12 protein-coding genes and 1 pseudogene are annotated in these 18,637 nt (G+C 71.4%); 9 read left to right on the forward strand and 4 right to left on the reverse strand.

The window, feature by feature from the left end:
- Nucleotides 1-24: 24 nt before the first annotated feature.
- Nucleotides 25-954: an NAD(+) diphosphatase gene (nudC, locus tag OG990_RS30730; RefSeq protein WP_406077978.1), complete on the forward strand. Its 930-nt coding sequence runs from the start codon at nucleotides 25-27 to the stop codon at nucleotides 952-954.
- Here nudC and OG990_RS30735 read toward each other — a convergent pair.
- Nucleotides 851-2,122 carry a polysaccharide biosynthesis protein gene (locus OG990_RS30735; protein ID WP_406077979.1) on the reverse strand — a complete coding sequence of 424 codons (1,272 nt, stop codon included), beginning with the start codon at nucleotides 2,120-2,122 and terminating at the stop codon, nucleotides 851-853. The genes nudC and OG990_RS30735 overlap by 104 nt on opposite strands.
- 182 nt (nucleotides 2,123-2,304) lie before the next feature.
- Here OG990_RS30735 and OG990_RS30740 point away from each other — a divergent pair, with 182 nt between their 5' ends.
- The 5 genes and pseudogenes from OG990_RS30740 to OG990_RS30760 all read left to right on the forward strand — a co-directional run.
- Nucleotides 2,305-4,077 (forward strand): hypothetical protein, encoded by a 1,773-nt coding sequence (locus OG990_RS30740; protein ID WP_406077980.1) that lies wholly within the window; start codon nucleotides 2,305-2,307, stop codon nucleotides 4,075-4,077.
- Nucleotides 4,074-4,235, forward strand: coding sequence for a hypothetical protein (locus OG990_RS30745; protein ID WP_328421444.1), 162 nt, complete (start codon nucleotides 4,074-4,076; stop codon nucleotides 4,233-4,235). The genes OG990_RS30740 and OG990_RS30745 overlap by 4 nt, the downstream gene beginning before the upstream one ends.
- A gap of 30 nt (nucleotides 4,236-4,265) precedes the next feature.
- Entirely contained in the window at nucleotides 4,266-5,075 is an 810-nt protein-coding gene (locus OG990_RS30750) for a glycosyltransferase (RefSeq protein WP_406077981.1), read from the forward strand.
- Nucleotides 5,072-6,520, forward strand: coding sequence for a glycosyltransferase family 4 protein (locus OG990_RS30755; RefSeq protein ID WP_406077982.1), 1,449 nt, complete (start codon nucleotides 5,072-5,074; stop codon nucleotides 6,518-6,520). Before OG990_RS30750 ends, OG990_RS30755 begins: the two co-directional genes overlap by 4 nt.
- A 59-nt stretch (nucleotides 6,521-6,579) precedes the next feature.
- Nucleotides 6,580-8,586, forward strand: a pseudogene (locus OG990_RS30760) (alpha-(1->3)-arabinofuranosyltransferase family protein); the annotation flags it as partial.
- Between the two features lie 2,043 nt (nucleotides 8,587-10,629).
- On the opposite strand, the gene OG990_RS30765 reads toward OG990_RS30760, so the two are convergent.
- Entirely contained in the window at nucleotides 10,630-12,102 is a 1,473-nt protein-coding gene (locus OG990_RS30765; RefSeq protein ID WP_406081951.1) for an acyltransferase family protein, read from the reverse strand.
- Nucleotides 12,103-12,254: 152 nt separating this feature from the next.
- Here OG990_RS30765 and OG990_RS30770 point away from each other — a divergent pair, with 152 nt between their 5' ends.
- On the forward strand, nucleotides 12,255-13,295 hold the full coding sequence (locus tag OG990_RS30770; protein ID WP_406077983.1) for a DUF3068 domain-containing protein: 1,041 nt from the start codon (nucleotides 12,255-12,257) through the stop codon (nucleotides 13,293-13,295).
- 92 nt (nucleotides 13,296-13,387) lie between these two features.
- Here the strand turns inward: OG990_RS30770 and OG990_RS30775 are convergent, their stop codons facing one another.
- The gene (locus OG990_RS30775) at nucleotides 13,388-14,122 is read right to left on the reverse strand and encodes a class I SAM-dependent methyltransferase (protein ID WP_406077984.1); all 735 of its coding nucleotides are present in this window, start codon (nucleotides 14,120-14,122) and stop codon (nucleotides 13,388-13,390) included.
- Nucleotides 14,123-14,524: 402 nt separating this feature from the next.
- On the opposite strand from OG990_RS30775, the gene OG990_RS30780 reads away from it, so the two are divergent.
- Complete coding sequence (locus tag OG990_RS30780; protein WP_386992572.1) at nucleotides 14,525-15,139, forward strand: DUF6230 family protein; 615 nt, start codon at nucleotides 14,525-14,527, stop codon at nucleotides 15,137-15,139.
- A gap of 77 nt (nucleotides 15,140-15,216) precedes the next feature.
- The gene (locus tag OG990_RS30785; protein ID WP_406077985.1) at nucleotides 15,217-16,752 is read left to right on the forward strand and encodes a DUF6114 domain-containing protein; all 1,536 of its coding nucleotides are present in this window, start codon (nucleotides 15,217-15,219) and stop codon (nucleotides 16,750-16,752) included.
- Between the two features lie 74 nt (nucleotides 16,753-16,826).
- On the opposite strand, the gene OG990_RS30790 is transcribed toward OG990_RS30785, so the two are convergent.
- Nucleotides 16,827-18,497, reverse strand: a complete 1,671-nt coding sequence (locus OG990_RS30790; protein WP_406077986.1) for a DUF885 domain-containing protein — start codon at nucleotides 18,495-18,497, stop codon at nucleotides 16,827-16,829.
- Nucleotides 18,498-18,637 lie beyond the last annotated feature (140 nt).

An 18,637-nucleotide genomic window follows, 5' to 3' on the forward strand; every position in this document is an offset into this window, starting at 1 on the left:
TCGCCGACGTGGCACGGTGGCCCGGTGGACACTGCGGAGCGGGTGTTGGCGTACGGCGGCGGTTGGCTGGACCGGGCAGGGGCGCTGCGGACCGATCCGACCCGGCTGAACGCACTGCTCACTGATCCGACCAGCGTGGTGCTGCCTCTCTGGCGGGACCGCTGTCTCGTCGACGGGGACGGCCCGGTCCGGCTGACCGCGGAACGGGCATCTCTCGTCCGGTCCGCCGCCGGTGAGACCGTCTTCCTGGGGCTCGACGAGGACTCCACCGCCGTGTTCGCCGTGGACCTCTCCGCGCTCACCGAGCAGTCCGCCGTCGAGATGGCCGGTGCGACGCGGGCCGTCGACGTACGGGCCCTGGTCGGGCAGCTCGCCCCGGACGCCGCCGCGATCCAGGCGTACGCGCGGGGGTTGCTGCACTGGCACCGGCAGCAGCGGTACTGCGGCACGTGCGGTGCGCCGGCCGTCTCCGGCGGCGGCGGGCATGTCCGGACCTGCACCGGCGGGGAGTGTGGGCGACCCCTGTTCCCCCGGATCGAACCGGCGATCATCGTGCTGGTGGTGGCGCCCGACCAACCAGGTGTACCGGAGCGCTGCCTGCTGGCGCGGCACGAGGGCGCGCGCGAGGACGCGTACTCGACGCTCGCCGGCTTCGTCGAGGTGGGCGAGAGCCTGGAGGATGCGGTCCGGCGGGAGATGGCCGAGGAGGCCGGCATCACCGTGACCGACCTGGCGTATCAGGGGTCGCAGGCGTGGCCGTTCCCGGCCGGGCTGATGGTGGGCTTCCGGGCCACCGCCGGGTCCGAGGAGGTACGCGTCGACGGTGTGGAGCTGTTGGAGGCGCGCTGGTTCACCCGGGCGGAGCTGCGGGAGCGGGTCGCGGCCGGTCGTCCGCTCGGTCGGGTGGACTCGATCGATCATCAACTGCTCGGCGAGTGGCTCGCGGCAGGCTGAGGACCATCACCAGCGCGGTCGCCGCAGCGGTGGCGAGAGCGCACCACATGATCCCCTGGAAGGTGCGCGGCGCGACGAACATCGTCAGGACGGCCAGGACACCCGCGGCCACCCAGAGCGGCGCGGAGGGCCACCGCGCGCCCGCCGCGATCTTCGCGTTGACGACCGCGAAGACCAGCGCGTACAGCGCGCCTGTGGCGGCGAAGAACGGGGCGTACTCGCCCAGCGACGCGTAGTCCTCGCCACCCACCAGCCGGAACGCGAAGCCGCCGGCCAGGGCCGAGGCGGCGACGAGCGCAGCACCGCAGGCGCCGACGATCGCGAGCAGGACGGTGCGGACCCGGCTTTCCCCGATGGCCAGGCGGGGCAGGGCCAGCACCACGATCACCTGGGGCGCCCAGAGCGCACCCTTGGTGAGCACGGTCCCGACGGCGTACGCCCCAGAGTCCGCAGGCGACAACAGCTGTCGGGCGAAGATCAGGTCGGCGTACGACACCGCGAGCATCGCCAGCGCGGCCGTGCCGGCGCTCGTCACCTGTCGGAGTCGCACGGCGGCACTCTCCCCGCCGGTGGCCCCCCGTCGGGCGGGGCGAGCGATCCAGGCCAACCCGGGCAGCACGAGGTACGACGTCACCATGCCGGCCACGAGGGTGTCGACGACATCGGCCCCGAGGACGAGCGCGACGATCATGCCGGCGTAACGCCCGAGGGCGACCACCCCCATCGCCCACGCGAGGCGGAGAAAGCGTTGCTCGCCTTGTAACTCGCCGAGCCAGCGGCCGGCCAGGACGACCGCGACGGTCGTGGCGGCGACCAGAGCCACGACCGACAGAGGCAGTCGGAGGGCGGTCATCATCAGCGGCGCGGCCACGACGACCGCGCCCCCGGCGAAGGCCGTGGTGATGAGGGCGACCCGGTTGGTCGGTGCGCCGGGATGGCGGGCGCGGTGCACGGCGACCGCCATCTGCAGGCCCACGCCCGCAACGCCAGCGATCGCGACGAGAGCCAGCACCGTGGCCAGCACGCTCAGCTCCTCGACCGCCAGATGCCGGGCACCGAGCATCGGGAGCAGGTAGGCCAGTCCGTTCGTCACCATCGCGGCGCCCGCCACCGCGGCGCCTGCCGCTCCCAGGCGGCCCGTGCCGGGTCCGGCCGTCGTCTCTGTCATCGCGCCTCATGTCGGTTCCGCCAGGGCACAGCTGCCGCCCCGAGCCTTGCGCCGTCGCCGCGGGTCGCTCATCGGCGTCGTCAGGCAAGCTACCGCCCGCCCTCTCCCTGTGCCTAGAGTGCTGTCCGGAGCCCCGGGCGCGACGTCGGGCCCGCTTCACGTCCAGGTTTGTGGGGGTCCGTGTGCGCCGACCGTTACCGGAGCTCGGTCCGGTGCTGCTGCGGGCTGCCGTCGTACTCCGTCGCTGGTGGCCGGAGGTGGTGCTCGGCCTCGGCGTGGTCCTCGCGATCCTGGGGCCGGTTCTCCGTCGTGGCTACGTCCTCCGTTACGACCTGGTGTTCGTGCCGGACCCGCCGTTCGGCGCGATGGTCTGGGGCAGCGGCCCCGAGTTGCCCCGTGCGGTGCCCAGCGAACTGCTCGCGGTCGGCCTGTCCCAGCTGATCCCCGCCGACATCGCGGAGAAGGCACTCCTGGCCGGCTGCCTCGCGCTGGCTGCGGTGGGTGCCGCCCGGCTGGCTCCGGTCAGCCACCCGGTGGCGCGGATCGCGGCCGGCCTCGCGTACGTCTGGAACCCCTGGGTGTACGGGCGGCTGCACCTCGGGCAGTGGGCGGTCATCGCCGGGTACGCCGCGTTGCCCTGGGCGTACGCCTGGGTGCTCGGGGTGCTGCGGCGCCCGACCGACGGCATCGGCCCGGGTCGGCGCTCCGCCGTCGCCGGTGCGCTCTCGGTGGTGCTGGGTGGCCCGGCGATGGTGTTGGCGGCGGTGCTCGCCTGCGGTCCGGCATTGGCCCTGGCCCGGCAGTGGCGGGCGATGGTCGCGGGCGTCGCGACGCTGGCCGGCCTCACCGCTCCCTGGCTGTTGGCGCTGGCGAACCGGGGTGGCGCGGTCGACCTCGACGAGCGGGGTGTCGCCGCCTTCGCCGTCCGTGCGGACACACCGCTCGGCGTGCTCGGTAGTGTCGCCACGCTCGGTGGCATCTGGAGCCGGAATGCTGTTCCGGTGGGACGTGACCAGTGGCCGGTCGCCCTGCTCGCACTGGTGCTCGCCGCGGCGGCGGTCTGGGGGTTCGTGCTGACCCGTCGCCGCTGGCCGCCGGCCGCCTGGTGGGGTCTGCTCGCCGGCGCCGTCCTCGGCACCGTGATCGCCGTGCTCCCGGCCTGGCCGGTGGGCGCACAGTCGATGGTCGCCCTGGTCGAGCACATTCCCCTGGCGGGGGCCGTCCGGGACGGCACCCGGCTGCTCGCGCCGTTGGCGTTGGTGCAGGCGGTGGGTCTCGGAATGCTGGTGGAGTCGCTGGCGGCAACGAGCGCCCGCGCGCTGGCCCCGCTGGTGATGGTCGCTCCGGTCCTGCTCCTGCCCGGCCTGGCCTGGGGCCTCGCCGGTCAGCTCGACACGGTGCGGTACCCCGCCGAGTGGTCGGCGGTGCGTGCGGTGGTGAACGGGGATCCGGGCGGCGGCAGCCTGGTCTCCCTGCCCTGGTCGTCGTTCCGTGCCTACCCGTGGGCGGGCAACGTGCCCATGCTCGATCCGGCGCCACGGGCGTTCCGTCGACCCGTGGTCGGCGACCAGGACGTGCTGGTCGGCCGGGACCGGATTCGTGGAGAGAGCCGCGAGGCCGACCGGGTGGCGGCGGCGCTGGCGGTGCCCGGTGATCCGGGACCGGCCCTGCGTCGGCTCGGCGTGCGGTACGTGCTCATTCAGACCGATCAACCCGACGGTGCCGAGGTCCAGGGCCGCTTCGCGGACGCCGAGCTGGTCCGGCGGGACGGGGCGTTCACACTGTTGCGCCTGTCTGGTAACGGTTCTTCCGTCTCGGCCGGAAGTATCGGCATTGTTCCCGTCCTGGGTTATTCGGTACTCGGGGCCACCCTGTTGATCACCCTTTTGCCCCCCGCGGCACGGCAGCGATGCATGTTACTGTGCGGTCACTTTTGTCGAAGGGATCGTCAATGAAGGCATCCTTCAATCCCCTCCTGACCGCGGTCGTCGCCGCGGCGGTGGGTGCCGTGCTGGGAATCCTGGCCGTCTCGATCGGGACGTCCACCATCGTCAACAGCAACACCAAGCCTGCCAACGTGGAGCAGCCCATCATCGTGTACGGCGAGCGTTGACGGCCTTTCATGGAGGTCCTTCCTCCTGACGTGTCGTCAGATGCGGTCGTACTCGATGTCGTGGTGCCCGCCTTCAACGAGGCGCTCCGGCTGCCCGACACCCTGATCCTGCTCCGGGCGGCGCTGGCCGACCTTGGTGTGCCCTGTCGGGTCACCGTGGTGGACAACGCCAGCACCGACGGGACCGGCGAGGTGGTGTCGGGTGCGCCGTCCGGCCCGGTCCCCGTCCGGCTGCTCTGGTGCGGCGAACCCGGCAAGGGTTTCGCGGTGCGTACCGGTGTGCTGGCGAGCGACTCGCGCTACGTCGGTTTCTGCGACGCGGACCTGGCCACCGCGCCGGACAACCTCCGACAGGTGCTCAGTCTCCTGGTCGAGGGTGCCGACGCGGTGGTCGGTTCGCGGGCACATCCCGATTCGGTGGTCGAGGAGCGGCACAGCCTGCTCCGGCGGTGGGGTGCGGTGGCGTTCCGGGGTGCGGTTCGGCAGGTGGTGCGCAGCGTGGGTGAGACGCAGTGCGGGTTCAAGTTCTTCCGCGGCGACGTCGCACGGCGGGCGTTCGCGCCTCTGCGCTGCGGTGGGTTCGCATTCGACGTGGAGGTGCTGGGGCGCGCCGAGCGGGCCGGAGCCCGGTTGGTGGAGATCCCGGTCAACTGGGTGGACGTGCCCGGTTCACGCTTCTCTCCGGTCCGTCACGGCTGGCAGAGCTTCGTGGACGTCGCGAAGATCCGGTGGCGGCTCCGTAGCGCTGATGTCGCCCCCGTGGTGCCGCTGCCGGCCGTCGCTCTTCCGGTCACCCCGGACGTGACCGGTGGCGCAGCCACCGTTGGATTGCGGCCGTGAGTGTCGGATCCGCCCGGACCGCTGCGGCACCCGCCACGGACACCGCAGTCGCGGGCCGCCGGGTCGCGGTGCTCAACTGGAAGGACCCCTGGCATCCGGACGCCGGGGGTGCCGAGGTCTACGCCTGGCAGGTCGCCCGCGACCTGGTGACCGCCGGAGCGGAGGTCACCTTCGTGACCGCGCGTCCGGACGGTCAGCGTGCCGACGAGGTCCGCGACGGCATCCAGATCATCCGGGTCGGTGGCCGGTGGAGCATCTACCCCCGGGTGCTGGGCTGGTTGGCGCGCCGCCGGCGTCAGTTCGACGCGGTCGTGGACTGTCAGAACGGCATCCCGTTCTTCAGCCCGGCGGTCCTCCCGGCGGACGTGCCGGTGGTCTGCGTGATCCACCATGTGCACGACCGCCAGTTCCGGCTGTACTTCGGCCCGATCATCGGTCGCTTCGGGGCGTGGCTGGAGGGTCCCGTCGCCCGCCGGGTCTACCGCCGTGGGGTCACGCTCGCGGTCTCGCCCTCCACGGCCGTGGCCGTGCGGGACCGGCTCCGCTGGGCCGGCCCGGTGGTCGTGGTGCCCAACGGGGCCGACGCGTCGTCCCCGCCAGCCGGAGGTGGGGCTCGCGACGCGCAACCTCGTCTCGTCTGCGTCGGCCGCGTGACCCGGCACAAGCGGGTGGATCTGGTGCTCGACGCCGTCGATCAGTTGCGGGCGCAGCGGCCCGACCTGCGCCTGGACGTCGTCGGTGGTGGGCCGGACGTGGCGACGATCCGCCGGCAGGTCGACGAGCGAGGGCTGACCGACGTGGTCACGGTCCACGGCCACCTGCCCTCCGCCGAGCGGGACGCGCTGCTCGGCACCGCGTGGTTGCACGTCGCCGGCTCGTGGGGAGAGGGCTGGGGTCTCGTGGTGGTGGAGGCCGCCGCCGCCGGGCTGCCCACGGTCGCCTTCGACGTGGACGGGCTTCGCGACGCCGTGCGACCGGGCCGGACCGGGTGGCTGGTGAGCGAGGGCGAGGACCCGGCGAGCAATCTGGCCGTGGGCCTCGACCGGGCGCTGAACTGCCTCGCGGTGCCGGCGGAGGCCGACCGGATGGCGGCCGAGTGCCGACAGTGGAGTGGCGCGTTCCGCTGGGCCGACACCGGCCAGCGTGTCCGCGCAGTCCTCGGGGATCTGCTGACGCCGCGTGCGGTGCCGTGGACGGCGGGGAACGCCTGTCTCGTGGTCCGGACGGATCAGCCGGAGAGGCTCCTCGCCCGGGTGGCCCCCCTCCTGCCGCAGACGCGACACGTCGCGATCGACCAGCGCGGTCTCTGGATCCTGGTGCCGGGAGCAGACCCGGCGGCGGTGCGGCGGGTGCTGGTCGGGGCGGGCATCGGAGATGACGACATCAGCGAGCGGGACGCCGGCCAGGACGAACTGCTCACCGGAGTTCCGGTACGGCAGTGCTGACCGCCTGGTCGACCGCTCGTCGCGCCCCCGGCATACCGTCCGCCACGGTGTCCCTGGCGGTGTGGCGCCTGCGTGAGCTGTTGGTCTGCCTTGCGCTGATCGGTCTCTGCGTCACCCAGGAGCCCGGGCTCATCGTGCCCGACACGAAGCTGGACATGGCCCTGGACCCGGGCGGGTTCCTGGCCCGGGCAACCCATCTCTGGACCGCGGACTGGCAGTTCGGCACGCTCCAGAACCAGGCGGCCGGCTACTTCTTCCCCATGGGGCCGTTCTTCCTCCTCGGCGAAGCGATCGGCCTCCCGGCGTGGCTCGTCCAGCGGCTCTGGATGGCGGCCCTGCTCTGCGTGGCCCTCACCGGTGTGGTGCGCCTGGCTCGCGCCCTCGACCTGGGTGGTCCGGCGTCCCGCCTGGTGGCGGGCGCGGTTTTTGCCCTCTCGCCCCGGGCGCTGTCCCTGGTTGGCACGGTCTCGCTGGAGCTGCTGCCGTACTGCGTCGCGCCATGGGTGCTGCTGCCACTGGTCAAGGGAGCCGCGGGCGGCTCGCTGCGGCGAGCGGCCGCGCTCAGCGGACTGGCGGTCGTCTGCATGGGCGGAGCGAACGGGGCCGCCGCCGCGTGCGCCGTACTGCCGGCTTTTCTCTTCGTGGTGACACGTGCCCCGGGCTGGCGGCGGATCCGCCTGCTGGCCTGGTGGTCGGTCGCACTGGCCGCGGCCACCTTCTGGTGGCTGGTGCCGTTGGTGCTCCTGCAGCGGTACGGGTTCCCGTTCCTGCCGTACACCGAGAGCGCGGCGGTGACGACGAGCGTGACCTCACTCCCGTCGGCCATCCGCGGCTCCACCCACTGGGTGGGGTACCTGGCCGTCGACGGAGTGCCCTGGTGGCGCTCGGGATGGGCGCTGGTCACGGTGCCCTGGATGGTCCTGCTCACCGGTCTGATCGCCTGCATCGGCCTGGCCGGCCTGGCCCGTCGGGATCTGCCGGAGCGGCGGTTCCTGCTCATCGGGTCCCTGGTCGGGCTGTTGACCCTGACCGCCGGAAACCTGTCGGACGGGGGAGCGGCCTTCGCGTCGACGGTGCGGGAGGCCCTCGACGGCCCGCTCGCCGCGCTCCGCAACCTGCACAAGTTCGATGTGGTGCTCCGTCTGCCACTGGCCCTGGCCACCGCGCACATGCTGGACACCGTCGGCCGGATCGCCGTCATCCGCCGGTTCACGCGGCCCACCAACATGGCACCGCGGCGGGTGGCGCTGGGTGTCACCGCCGTCGCGCTCCTTGCGGTCACCACCGGCGCGGGGAGTGCGGGGCTCGCGGCGGGCGGTGGTTTCTGGGCGGTGCCCGAGCACTGGCGGCAGGCAACCGGATGGCTCGACCAGCACGCCGAGCCGGGCACGACGCTGCTGGTGCCCGGGTCCAACTTCGCCGAGTACGGCTGGGGGCGCTCGTTGGACGAGCCGGCCCAGCCCTTGCTGGATTCGCCCTGGGCGGTGCGTTCACTGGTGCCCGCCGGATCGGCGGGAAACGCCCGGCTGCTCTCCGCGATCGACGAGCGGCTCGCCTCCGGCACCGCATCTCCGGGGTTGGCGGATGTGCTCGGTCGGCTCGGCGTGCGGCACCTGCTCGTTCGTAACGATCTTCGTCAGCCCGTCGGCGGCATCGCCTGGCCAGTTCTCGTGCACCGAACGCTGAACAGCGCCCCCGGGTTGTTCAGGGTCGCCGCGTTCGGCCCGAGCAGCGGGGTGAAGCCGGATCTCGGTGGGGCGTGGGACTACGGGCTGCACGAGCCGTACCCGGCGGTGGAGATCTACCAGGTGGACCGGCCGACACCCCGGGCCACGCTGGCTGACGCGGCACAGCCGCTCGACCTGGTCGGCGCGCCGGAGACGCTGCTGGACCTCAGCGACGCCGGTGTCCTCGGCAATCGGCCGGTGATCCTCGACGGCGACGCCCCCGCCGGGACCGGCGCGGGCACGGTGCTCGCCGACAGCCTCCGCAACCGGGAGGTCGACTTCGGACTCGTCCGTGGCAACACCTCGCGGACGTTGACCCCCGAGGAGCAGCCTCGGCTGACGCGCGCGGTCCACGACATTGTTGACCCGGCGTGGAGTTCGTCGGTCACCTCGTCGGGCTACGCCGGTGTGACCGACGTACTGGCCTCCTCCAGCGCGGCCGACATCGCGGGGCCAGCCGGGTTGCGCGATCCCTCCGCCGCGCCGTTCGCGGCCGTAGACGGCAACAGCGGTACGTCGTGGTTGACCGATGGTGCGCGCAAACCCGTGGGCCAGTGGGTGGAGGTCCGGTTCAAGGACAAGATCCAAGCCGGGTCGGTGGAACTGCAGGTGGTCGACGACGAGATCGTCGGTGCGCCGGTGACGCGGGTCGAGGTCAGCACCGCCGGCGGGTCGTACGTGCACCTGGTGATCGGCGCCGGCCGGGCGCCGCTGCGATTGGCGCTGCCCTCGGGCCGCACCACCTGGCTCCGCGTGACGATCGACGGTGTGGCGGGCCCGGACGTTCCGGGGCGTCGAGCGGGTATTCGGGAGCTGCGCGTCCCCGGGGTGAGCCCTGAGCGTCACCTACGGCTGCCGGCACTGTCCGATGCCGCCGCCGCGCCGGAGGTCATCGCGCTCGCCCGTAAGGCCGGGGACCGGTCGGCCTGCACCGCCGCAGGTGACCACTACCTCTGCGCCACCGACCTGATTCGCCAGGGCGAGGAGACCGGGCTGGTGGCCCGCCGCTTCGACCTGCCAGCCGCCTCCACGCCTCGCCTCACCGGCCTGGCTCGCGCCACGCCGGCCACCGCGCTGGCCGTGTACGACGAACTGGTGGGCGGACAGACCTTCACCACGTCGAGTTCGTGGTTCGCCGACCCGGTCGCCTCGTCGAGGTCACTCGGAGATGGGGACGACGGCACGGCATGGTGGGCGGATCCGGACGACCCGCAGCCGTCGGTGGAACTGCACTGGGACAAGGCCCGGAAGGTGAGCTGGGTGCGGCTGCGGTTCGCGGCGAGCCTCGTCGCGGCACCCCCGAAGACGGTCCGGATCACCGGCGACGACGGAATTCGGGAGGTGACGGTCGACCTGGACGGCGTCGCCCGTTTCCCGGCTCTGCGTACCCGCAGCCTCTTCGTGGCCGTGACCTCGACGGTCTCGCGGGTCAGCCGGTCGACGGCGCTGTTCGAGCCGCAGCCACTCCCCGTCGGCCTCAGTGGTGTGGATGTGGAGGGCGCGCCCGAGATCAACCAGCCCCGCGACCTCGCCCGTACGGTGACGCTGCCCTGCGGTGCGGGGCCGACGATCCTGATCAACGGAACGTCGGTGGCGACGACGGTGTCGGGCACCCTGCGGGATCTGCGGGATCTGCGGCCACTGCGGTACCGCGCGTGCACCCTCGACCCGAAGCCAGGGGCCAAGGCCAAGCCGAAGACGGACGACGACCGGGTCCCGCTGCGAGCCGGCCCGAACGAGCTTTCCGCCCCGCCGGACCGGTTCGTCGTCGACAGCGTGATCATGACCGGCGAGCCACCGGACCGACCCGCCGTCGCCGGAGCGGACGCCGAGCCGTCCCGCCGCAGCTTGACGGTGCTCGACTGGGATGACCAACGCCGGTCGGTCGAGGTCGGAGCGGGAGGGGGCAGCTATCTGGTTGTCCCAGAGAACGCCAACCCCGGCTGGCGGGCCACCCTCGACGGTGTCCGGCTCGTGCCGACCCGCGTCGACGGGTGGAAACAGGCCTGGTTCGTGCCGGCCGGGGCCGCCGGCCGCGTCGAGCTCGTCTTCACGCCCGGAGAGCAGTACGGCCTCATCCTGCGCATCGCCGGAGGTCTACTGCTGCTGTTGGTCATCGCCGCCCTGCTCCCCGCGCGCCGGCATCGACCGTCGTACCCGGTGGTTCCGGCTTCGATGCCGACCGCGCCGGTACTCGCGATCGGTGTTCCGGCGCTGCTCGGTGGCCTGGTCGGTCTCGGTTGCGCCGTCGTGGTCGTGGCACTGCACCGGCGCCGGATGCCCAGGCCCGAGTGGATCTGGGTGCCCGCCGCCCTTGGTCTCGCGGCCTACGGGACGCAGCGGTGGTGGCTGCCGCGGGTCAGCTCGGAACGGGTCGCCGAGCTACTCGTCGCGATCCCGACCGGCCTGCTTCTCGTCGCGATCGCCGCTCTGCTGCTGCGTTTCCGGCGGGTCCGTGGGAAGTACGAGTCGCCTCGGGAGGGCCGGGTGTTCGGCCGGGCCCACCGTCGCGGACTGCAGCACTGGCACCTGCGCCGGCGACCCGACCCGGGACCCGGGCACGACCCTGGGCCCACGTTCGGTGCCCCGTCTCTCCATGAACCGCCGCACTCGTTGCGTCGGCCGCTCGATGAGGAAGTAGCTGGCCGTCGCGACCGGGATGGTGAGGGCCAGGGTGAGCACGAGGAGCACCCAGAACGAACTGTGCATCCGGGTGAATCCGAGCAGGCGGAAGCAGACCTCGAGCGCGAGGAGATGCCACAGGAAGATGCCGTAGGAGATCCGGCCGAGGAATCTGATCACCGGACGGCCGAGGAGCGCGCGCGGTACCCCGCCCGACCCCGGGCCGACGAGGGGGGCGATCACGAACCAGGCGACGAGCAGGAACACCAGATGTTCGGTGACCGACTCGATCGGCTTGGCGGGCTCGACCCCGCGAGGGCCGGCGATCGGGGTACTGGCGATCCAGAGCAGCGCGCCGGCGATGAGCCACGACGTCCCGGGGGCGAACGTGAAGACGCGCAGCCCGCGCGGCGTGGCAGACCACAGGTCCTCGTCGCCCCGCCCGGGCCGGCTTCCGCCCAGGCCCGGGAGGAACGGGGACGAAATCGTGCTGGAGGGCCACGAGGCGAGCACGGCCAGCATGATGCCGATGCCGAACCAGTCCAGAAAGGCGGGCAGCCAGAGCACCGCGAGTCCCGGTAGTGGCGAGTCGGGACCGTGCGCGTACGCATTCCAGGTGAGGCCGACAAAGACGAGTACAGCACCGAGTGCCAGGTGGCGTCGGGCTCGTCCGAGCGGGGTACGACCGCCCATCCGGCGGCCGAGCACCGCTATCACCGGCAGCGCCAGGTAGAAAGTCGCCTCCGTAGCCAGGCTCCAGGTCTGCTCCATCCCGACCGGCAGTCGCAATGGCTGATAAATCTGTACCAACAGGAGGGGGATTGCCCAGTCCCAGAGTGACTTGAGGTAATCGATGTTGAGCCAGACCAGTGCGACAACCGCCATTGCCCAGTACCCGGGCAAAATGCGCAACGCACGATGCCAGAGGTATCTCCGAACTGGCGGGTGTGACTGCGAATGAATGGCGGCGAGTGCGAATGGTCGATAGAGGAGGAAGCCGGACAGCGCGAAGAAGAGTGCCACCCCCACATCCAGCCTGGCCAGCAGACCTCCGAGGCGGGCGAACGAGTTGGTCAGCCCACTGAGAAAGGAGACGTGGTGGACAACCACCGCGAGCACCGCCACGGCTCGGAGCCCTTCCAATGCGGGCAACCAACCATCCGAACGGCGGATATTAGGCGCGGACAGGCCCGCCTGTCCGCTGATCGGGTCCGGTCTGACAGCTCGGCTCACAGTTCCTCAACATCCCATTTGATGTAGCAGCCGGACGGCTGCGTCTCACCGGGGTCAGCGCGCCTCGGGAGGCCGCATCGGACCATATCCGAAATCGGCCTCGTCATGTACTGTCAGCCGACTAGTCGAGTCTTTACAAGGGGAGGAGTTACATGCGACCTACGTCGGGTGCCATCTTGGTGGCGGCAGGCGCGTTCCTGATCGTCGGGGCCGTGGCGACGCCGCTGATCGTCGCGCCCGCTCTCGTCAAGGTGCCCCTTGACCAGAGTTCGGTAACGGTTTCGGAGGCTCGGAACGCGACTGTCCTTGACTTCAGCACCCTGTCGGAGCGGAGCGGCGCCAACCTGACCGCCCACCGCGCCGTACGAGGCGATGTCGAGGACGGCAACGCGGACCGGGCGGTCTTCAACGTCGGCGTCCGAGTGATCGACGACGCCGGCAAGGAGATCACGGTCAGTACGGACCGGGTTGCCCTCGACCGGCGGACCGCGGAGGCGGTCGCCTGCTGTGCCGAGGACATCAACGGCGCGCCCTTCAAGCACGAGGGCCTGACCTACACCTTCCCGTTCGGCACCGAGAAGAAGACCTACCAGTACTTCGACAACACCGCTCGGAAGGCGTACCCCGCCAAGTACGTGAGCACCGAGAAGCTGCAGGGGTTGACCGTCTACAAGTTCGAGATGACGGTCGAGCCGGTCCAGATCAGCGAGATCCAGGTCCCGGGCAACCTGCTCGGATCGACGGAGCCCACGGTGAGCGCGGGCCGCTTCTACGCCAATACCCGCACGCTGTGGGTGGAACCCGACAGTGGCGTGATCGTCAAGGGCCAGGAGAAGCAGCTGCAGACCCTCCGCGACGGGGCTGGCGCGGACAAGATCAAGATCATCGACGCTGACCTCGCCTTCACCGAGGACACCCAGAAGCAGCAGGCCAAGGCTGCCAAGGACGCGCGTGATCAGATCAACCTGCTGACCACGGTGGTGCCGATCCTGCTTGGTCTCCTCGGCCTCGCCCTGGTGCTGCTCGGTCTGTTCATCGTCATCCGCGCGACTCGCCGCGGGCCCGACGAGGCACCGGCGGCGACCGACGACCGACCGACGACCGACCTGCCGTCGCAGGCGTCCTCGGAGCCGGTCGAGGAGCACACGGTGCCGGCTGGCGGGCGCCACGCTGTGGAGCGCAGCGAGCCGTAACACCACCGCACCGACCTGACCGGGCCGGCCGACCCTAGGGGTCGGCCGGCCCGGTCATTTGCCAGGTCGCCGGAGGTGGTCCGGCGGGTCGGCTAGGCGCGCCGCACCGCGTAACGGGTGCACACCCAGTCCTCGGTGTACGGCAGATCGGGCCGCTGCCCGACGATGTCCCCGCCGTTTGCGGCCACCAGCCGGACCATGTCGGCGTGCGGCACGGCCGTCATGCTCATCGGCGCCGGATAGTTGAGCAGCCGGCGCTGTGCCCAGCTGATCAGGCGGAACGGCACGACCTGCCAGATGAGGCCCTTGGCCGTACGCGCCGGCTCGGTCGGCAACCCCACGACCGCGATGCCGCCGGGCCGCAGGACCCGCAGGAACTCGGCCAGGTAGCGGTCGATCACCGGGCGGGGCAGGTGCTGCAACACCAGGGCGCTGTAGACCAGGTCGAAGTGACCGTCGGGAAACTGGCTCAGGTCCGGCGCGTCGTTGAGGACGAACCGGATGTTTCCGGCGCTCCGGTCCAGTCGGCGGGCGGTTTCCAGCATGGACGGAGCGATGTCGACGCCGACCACCTCGTCGGCGTGCGGGGCGAGCCCTTGCGACAGCCGCCCGGCGCCGCAGCCGAAGTCCAGCACCCGCTCCCAGCGGGTCGGCAGGCCGAGTTCGCCCAGCCAGCCAGCCGTCTCCTCGACGTCGGCGCGGCCGGTGGCCAGGAACTCCTCGACGTCCCACCGTCCGCCGCGTTTGCCGGGCTGAACGAGGACGGCCCAGAGCGGATCCTCGGTGCCCAGCTTGGTCCAGTCGCGCCGCACGTCGTTCAGATTCACGCCGAAACCCTAGGGCATCCGGGCGTCCACCGGGATCGACCGGTTCCCGGCTCGCCCGGATGTTCGGGCGGAGCGGGGTGAGCCGAACGGCTCTCCACGACCTGCGTACTTTACATCCGTTACCTAATTGTAATTCGTCGATGCACTGCCACGCTCTGCTGTTGCGGCGCAGCCATATGCCGGCTTTGTCGTCACCCGGGGCTTCTGTCCGTACGGCAAGTTCCACGTTTCGTGACGCCACACTGATCGTGGGTCGCCCTCGTGTTACCGCCGGGTAATCGAGGGGTTGTGAGCCACGCCGCAACGGGTGCACGATCAGGCTCGATCGTTACCCGCCGGTAACAGATGACGGGCCCGGTGCTGGGGCCGCCAGTTCGGGACCGGCCACCTGAGGAGGAACCCGTGCAGGATCGGTTTGACAATCAGGGTCGTACCCGGTGGCGTCGGTTCGCCGCCATGGCGGTGCCCGCCACCGCCGCCGTCGGCGCCATCCTGTTCGGCATGTCGACCGGAGCCATCGCGTCCGACGTCACCGTGTCCGGGCAGACGTTCAAGATCGGCGCGGAACGCCTCGAGGGCGACGGCTTCAAGCAGTACGGCGGCATCGTCCGGGAGAAGGGCGAGGACGGCAAGGTCCACCCGATGGCCCTCGCCGAGATCAGCAGCGCCGAGCTGTACAGCCTCTGCCAGTCCGTCCGCTCCGACCTGCCCGGCCTGCCGGTGGTGCTCACCATCAACGCCGGTGAGGGCAAGGAGCCCGCCCGGGCCAAGGACCTGCTGATCGCGATGGACTCGCTCGACGGCAACGCGACGTTCACCAACATCAAGATTGGCCGGGACGCGACCGACCTGAACGCGACGGCGCAGAAGGGTTCGTTCGGCCAGAACTCCGACCACGTCACCATCACCAACCTCCAGCAGGTGTCCCGGTACACCACGGCGGCCACCTTCAACCTGGTCGGCCTCCGGTTGAAGGTCAACGTGGGCGACGACGCCAAGGGCAAGGAGTGCTTCTGAGGTGAGTCGTGGCCCGCGGTGGCAGACCACCGCGGGCCACGACCCTGTCCCCGACCCCGCTCCGCCAGGAGGAGTACGTGACAACCGCCAACCCGTCCCACGCCCGGCCCGGCGGTACGGCCCAGGTGTGGCGGACCTTCCGCCGCTGGCAGCGGAGCCGACCGTTCTGGGGTGGCCTCCTCACCGCCCTGGCCGGGGTGGAGATGTTCGCCTCCACTCGGATGACGCTCAACGGCCTGAGCTTCTCCAGTGGAGCTACCGGCCTGCTCTCGCTGCTGATCCCGGCAATCCTGGTGACCTGCGGCCTGCTGCTCTGGCTCAGCCCGGCACAGCGGCTGTTCTACTCGATCGTCGCGGCGGTCACCGCGGTCTACTCGCTGATCGGGCTCAACCTCGGCGGCTTCTTCGTCGGCCTGCTGCTCGGCATCGTGGGCAGCGCGCTCGCCTTCGCCTGGACGCCGATCCGACCCGCGCCGACCGCCGCTGAAGTGTCCGGCGCAGAGCAGGCTGGCGCGGAGCAGGCCGATGAGGATCAGCCCCACGCGGAGCAGGACGGAGCCGAGCAGGCCGGAGCCGAGCAGGCCGGAACCGACCAGGCCGGCGTCGAGCGGGTCGACACGGAGCGGGTCGACACGGAGCGAATCGAATCGGAGCCGGCCGGCGCGGTCGACGAACGGGTGGGTCACCCGGCGGGCGGCGCGACCGACGCGGGCGCACCGCCCGAGTGGCCGGGACGTTCCGCTGATCCGCGGGCGTTCGGAGTCGCCCTGGTGGTGCTCGGCCTCGCCGCGGCCGGACTGGCCACCCAGCCCCGGGCGGTGCAGGCCGCCCCGAACCGGCCCACCGTGACCGCCTGTCCGACCCCGCCCCGGGTCGTCACTCCGACTCCCAGTCCCAGTGCGCCCACCTCGACGCCGACGGCGAGCCCGAGCCCGACGCGGAGCGGCAACGTGATCACCGACATTCTGGACGGGATCGGTGACCTGCTCACCGGTGGCCGTCGCAAGGAGACCGCGACGCCGTCGGCGAGCCCGACCGCCACGCCCTCGGCGCAGCCGACCAGCACTCCGACGCCCCGCCCCGGATCCGCCGCCTGCCCGTCCCCGACGCAGCCGGGCAGTCCGGGCACGGCGGCACCGGGCAAGGCGGAGCCGGGCAAGCCGCTGCCGCGCATCGCCGCCGACCCGACCCTGCCGAAGGTGGCCCAGACGCCGTCCAAGCTCACCGGCTCCAAGGTCACCATGACCGGGCTGCGGTTCGACGGGACCACCGAGCTGCAGACCGAGAAGGGCAACCTCAAGGTGCTGAAGTTCAGCATGCGGGAGGCGGTGACCGACGACTTCCTGCTCCGCGCGGACGGCCCCGACGGGCGCAACCAGCTGTACAAGACCGACCGGCTGACCGTCCGGGGTGACGTGGCCTTCTACTCCACCCGGTTCGTCGGGAAGCTGCTCGGCATCAAGATCACTCTGACCCCGGATCTGCCGTTGCCGGACGGCATCCCGGTCACCCTGCCGATCTCGATCACGTTCACCGAGCCGGTCATGGACCTGGCGTACGTCACCAGCGACACGCTGACCGCCCGGCCGTCGTTGGCACTGACCCTCGGCTGAGCGGCGCACCCGTCACCACGGCTCCGGGTGCCAGCGGACTTGTCGTACCGCAGGCACCCGGAGCCGTCACCGGCTCAGAGCCGGGCCAGCGCCTGGCGCAGCGGGTCGAGGCCCAGCGCACCCAGATCCAACGCCTGCCGGTGGAACTCCCGCAGGTCGAAGTCGGCGCCCTTGCGGGCCTTGGCGTCCTCGCGGGCCTGGAGCCAGATCCGCTCACCGACCTTGTACGACGGGGCCTGCCCCGGCCAACCCAGGTAGCGGTTCAGCTCGAACCGCAGGTTCTCGTCCGGCACCCGGCAGTGCGCCCGCATGAACTCCCAGCCCAGCTCGGGCGTCCACCGCTCGCCGGGGTGGAAGCCGAACGGGTTGTCCTTCGGGATCTCCAACTCCAGGTGCATGCCGATGTCGACGATCACCCGCGCCGCGCGCATCGCCTGGCCGTCGAGCATGCCCAGCTTGTCGCCCGGGTCCTCCAGGTAGCCCAGCTCGTCCATCAGCCGCTCCGAGTAGAGCGCCCAGCCCTCGCCGTGCCCGGAGACCCAGCAGAGCAGCCGCTGCCAGCGGTTGAGCAGGTCGGCCCGGACCGCGGTCTGCGCCACCTGAAGGTGGTGACCCGGCACGCCCTCGTGGTAGACCGTGGTCACCTCCCGCCAGGTGGAGAAGTCGGTGATGCCCTGGGGCACCGCCCACCACATCCGGCCCGGGCGGGAGAAGTCCTCGCTCGGCCCGGTGTAGTAGATGGCGCCGTCGCTGGTCGGGGCGAGGCAGCACTCGATCCGGCGGACCTGCTCCGGGATGTCGAAGTGGGTGCCGTGCAGCTCGCTGATCGCCTTGTCGGCGAGCGCCTGCATCCAGTCCCGGAATGCCTCCTTGCCCTGGATGGTCCGCGCCGGGTCGGCGTCCAGGGCGCGTACGGCGTCGTCGACGCTGGCACCGGAACCCGCGATGCGCCCGGCGACGACGCGCATCTCCGCCTCCAGGCGGGCCAGCTCCGCGAAGCCCCAGGCGTACGTCTCGTCCAGGTCGATCTTCGCGCCGAGGAAGTACTGCGAGGCGAGTTCGTAGCGCTCCCGGCCGGCGGCCTGCTTGTCCCGCCCGTGCGGGGCCAACTCGCTACGGAGGAACTGGCCGAACTCCGCGGTCGCCGCGGTGGCCGCCGCCGCGCCCCGGCGTAGCTCCGCGCCGAGCGTGCCGTCCACGCCCAGCCGCTCGATCAGCCCGTGGAAGAAGTTGTCCCCGGTTGGGTCGACCCAGATGTCGCACTGCTTCGCCACCTCGATCAGCTGCACCTTCGAGCTGACCTGGCCGGCGCCGACCGCCTCGCGCAGCGTGGTCTTGTAGCCCTCCAACGCGCTGGGGAAGCCGTTGAGTCGGGCCGCGATGTTGGCCTGCTCGTCGGCCGTCGCGGTCGGCATCAGGTCGAACACCATGCGGATGTCGTGCAGCCCGCTGGCGATCACGTTGACCTCGCTGGTCGCCTCGCCGGCGTCGTACCGGGCCAGGTCCAGGCCGAGCCGTTCCTGCATGGCCTCCTTGGCGGTGCGCTCCGCCTCGGTGGCCGGCTCGGTCACGTCGAGCTCGGTGAGCGTCCGGCGGGTCAGGTCCGCGTGCGCCTGGTAGCCCTCGGGTGACAGGTCGTCGAGTTGGTCGTCGTGGCCGGCGATGCCGACATAGGTCGCGCCGGTTGGGCTCAACGGCGCCCACTCGGCCACGTAACGGTTGGCGAGTTCATCAATTCGTCCCACGCTGCGACCCTACGTGACCAACCCGCCCCGGTGTCGATGACGTTTGTCGTGTTCAGCCAGCAGGCGCGGCAGCACAGTGGTGGTCGCCACGGTGTCCGAAAGTCGCGGGACTTTGTCGTACGACTCCGGCAGAGTGTCAG

Origin of the sequence: Micromonospora sp. NBC_00858 (genome assembly GCF_045207365.1) — a bacterium.
Taxonomy (GTDB): domain Bacteria; phylum Actinomycetota; class Actinomycetes; order Mycobacteriales; family Micromonosporaceae; genus Micromonospora.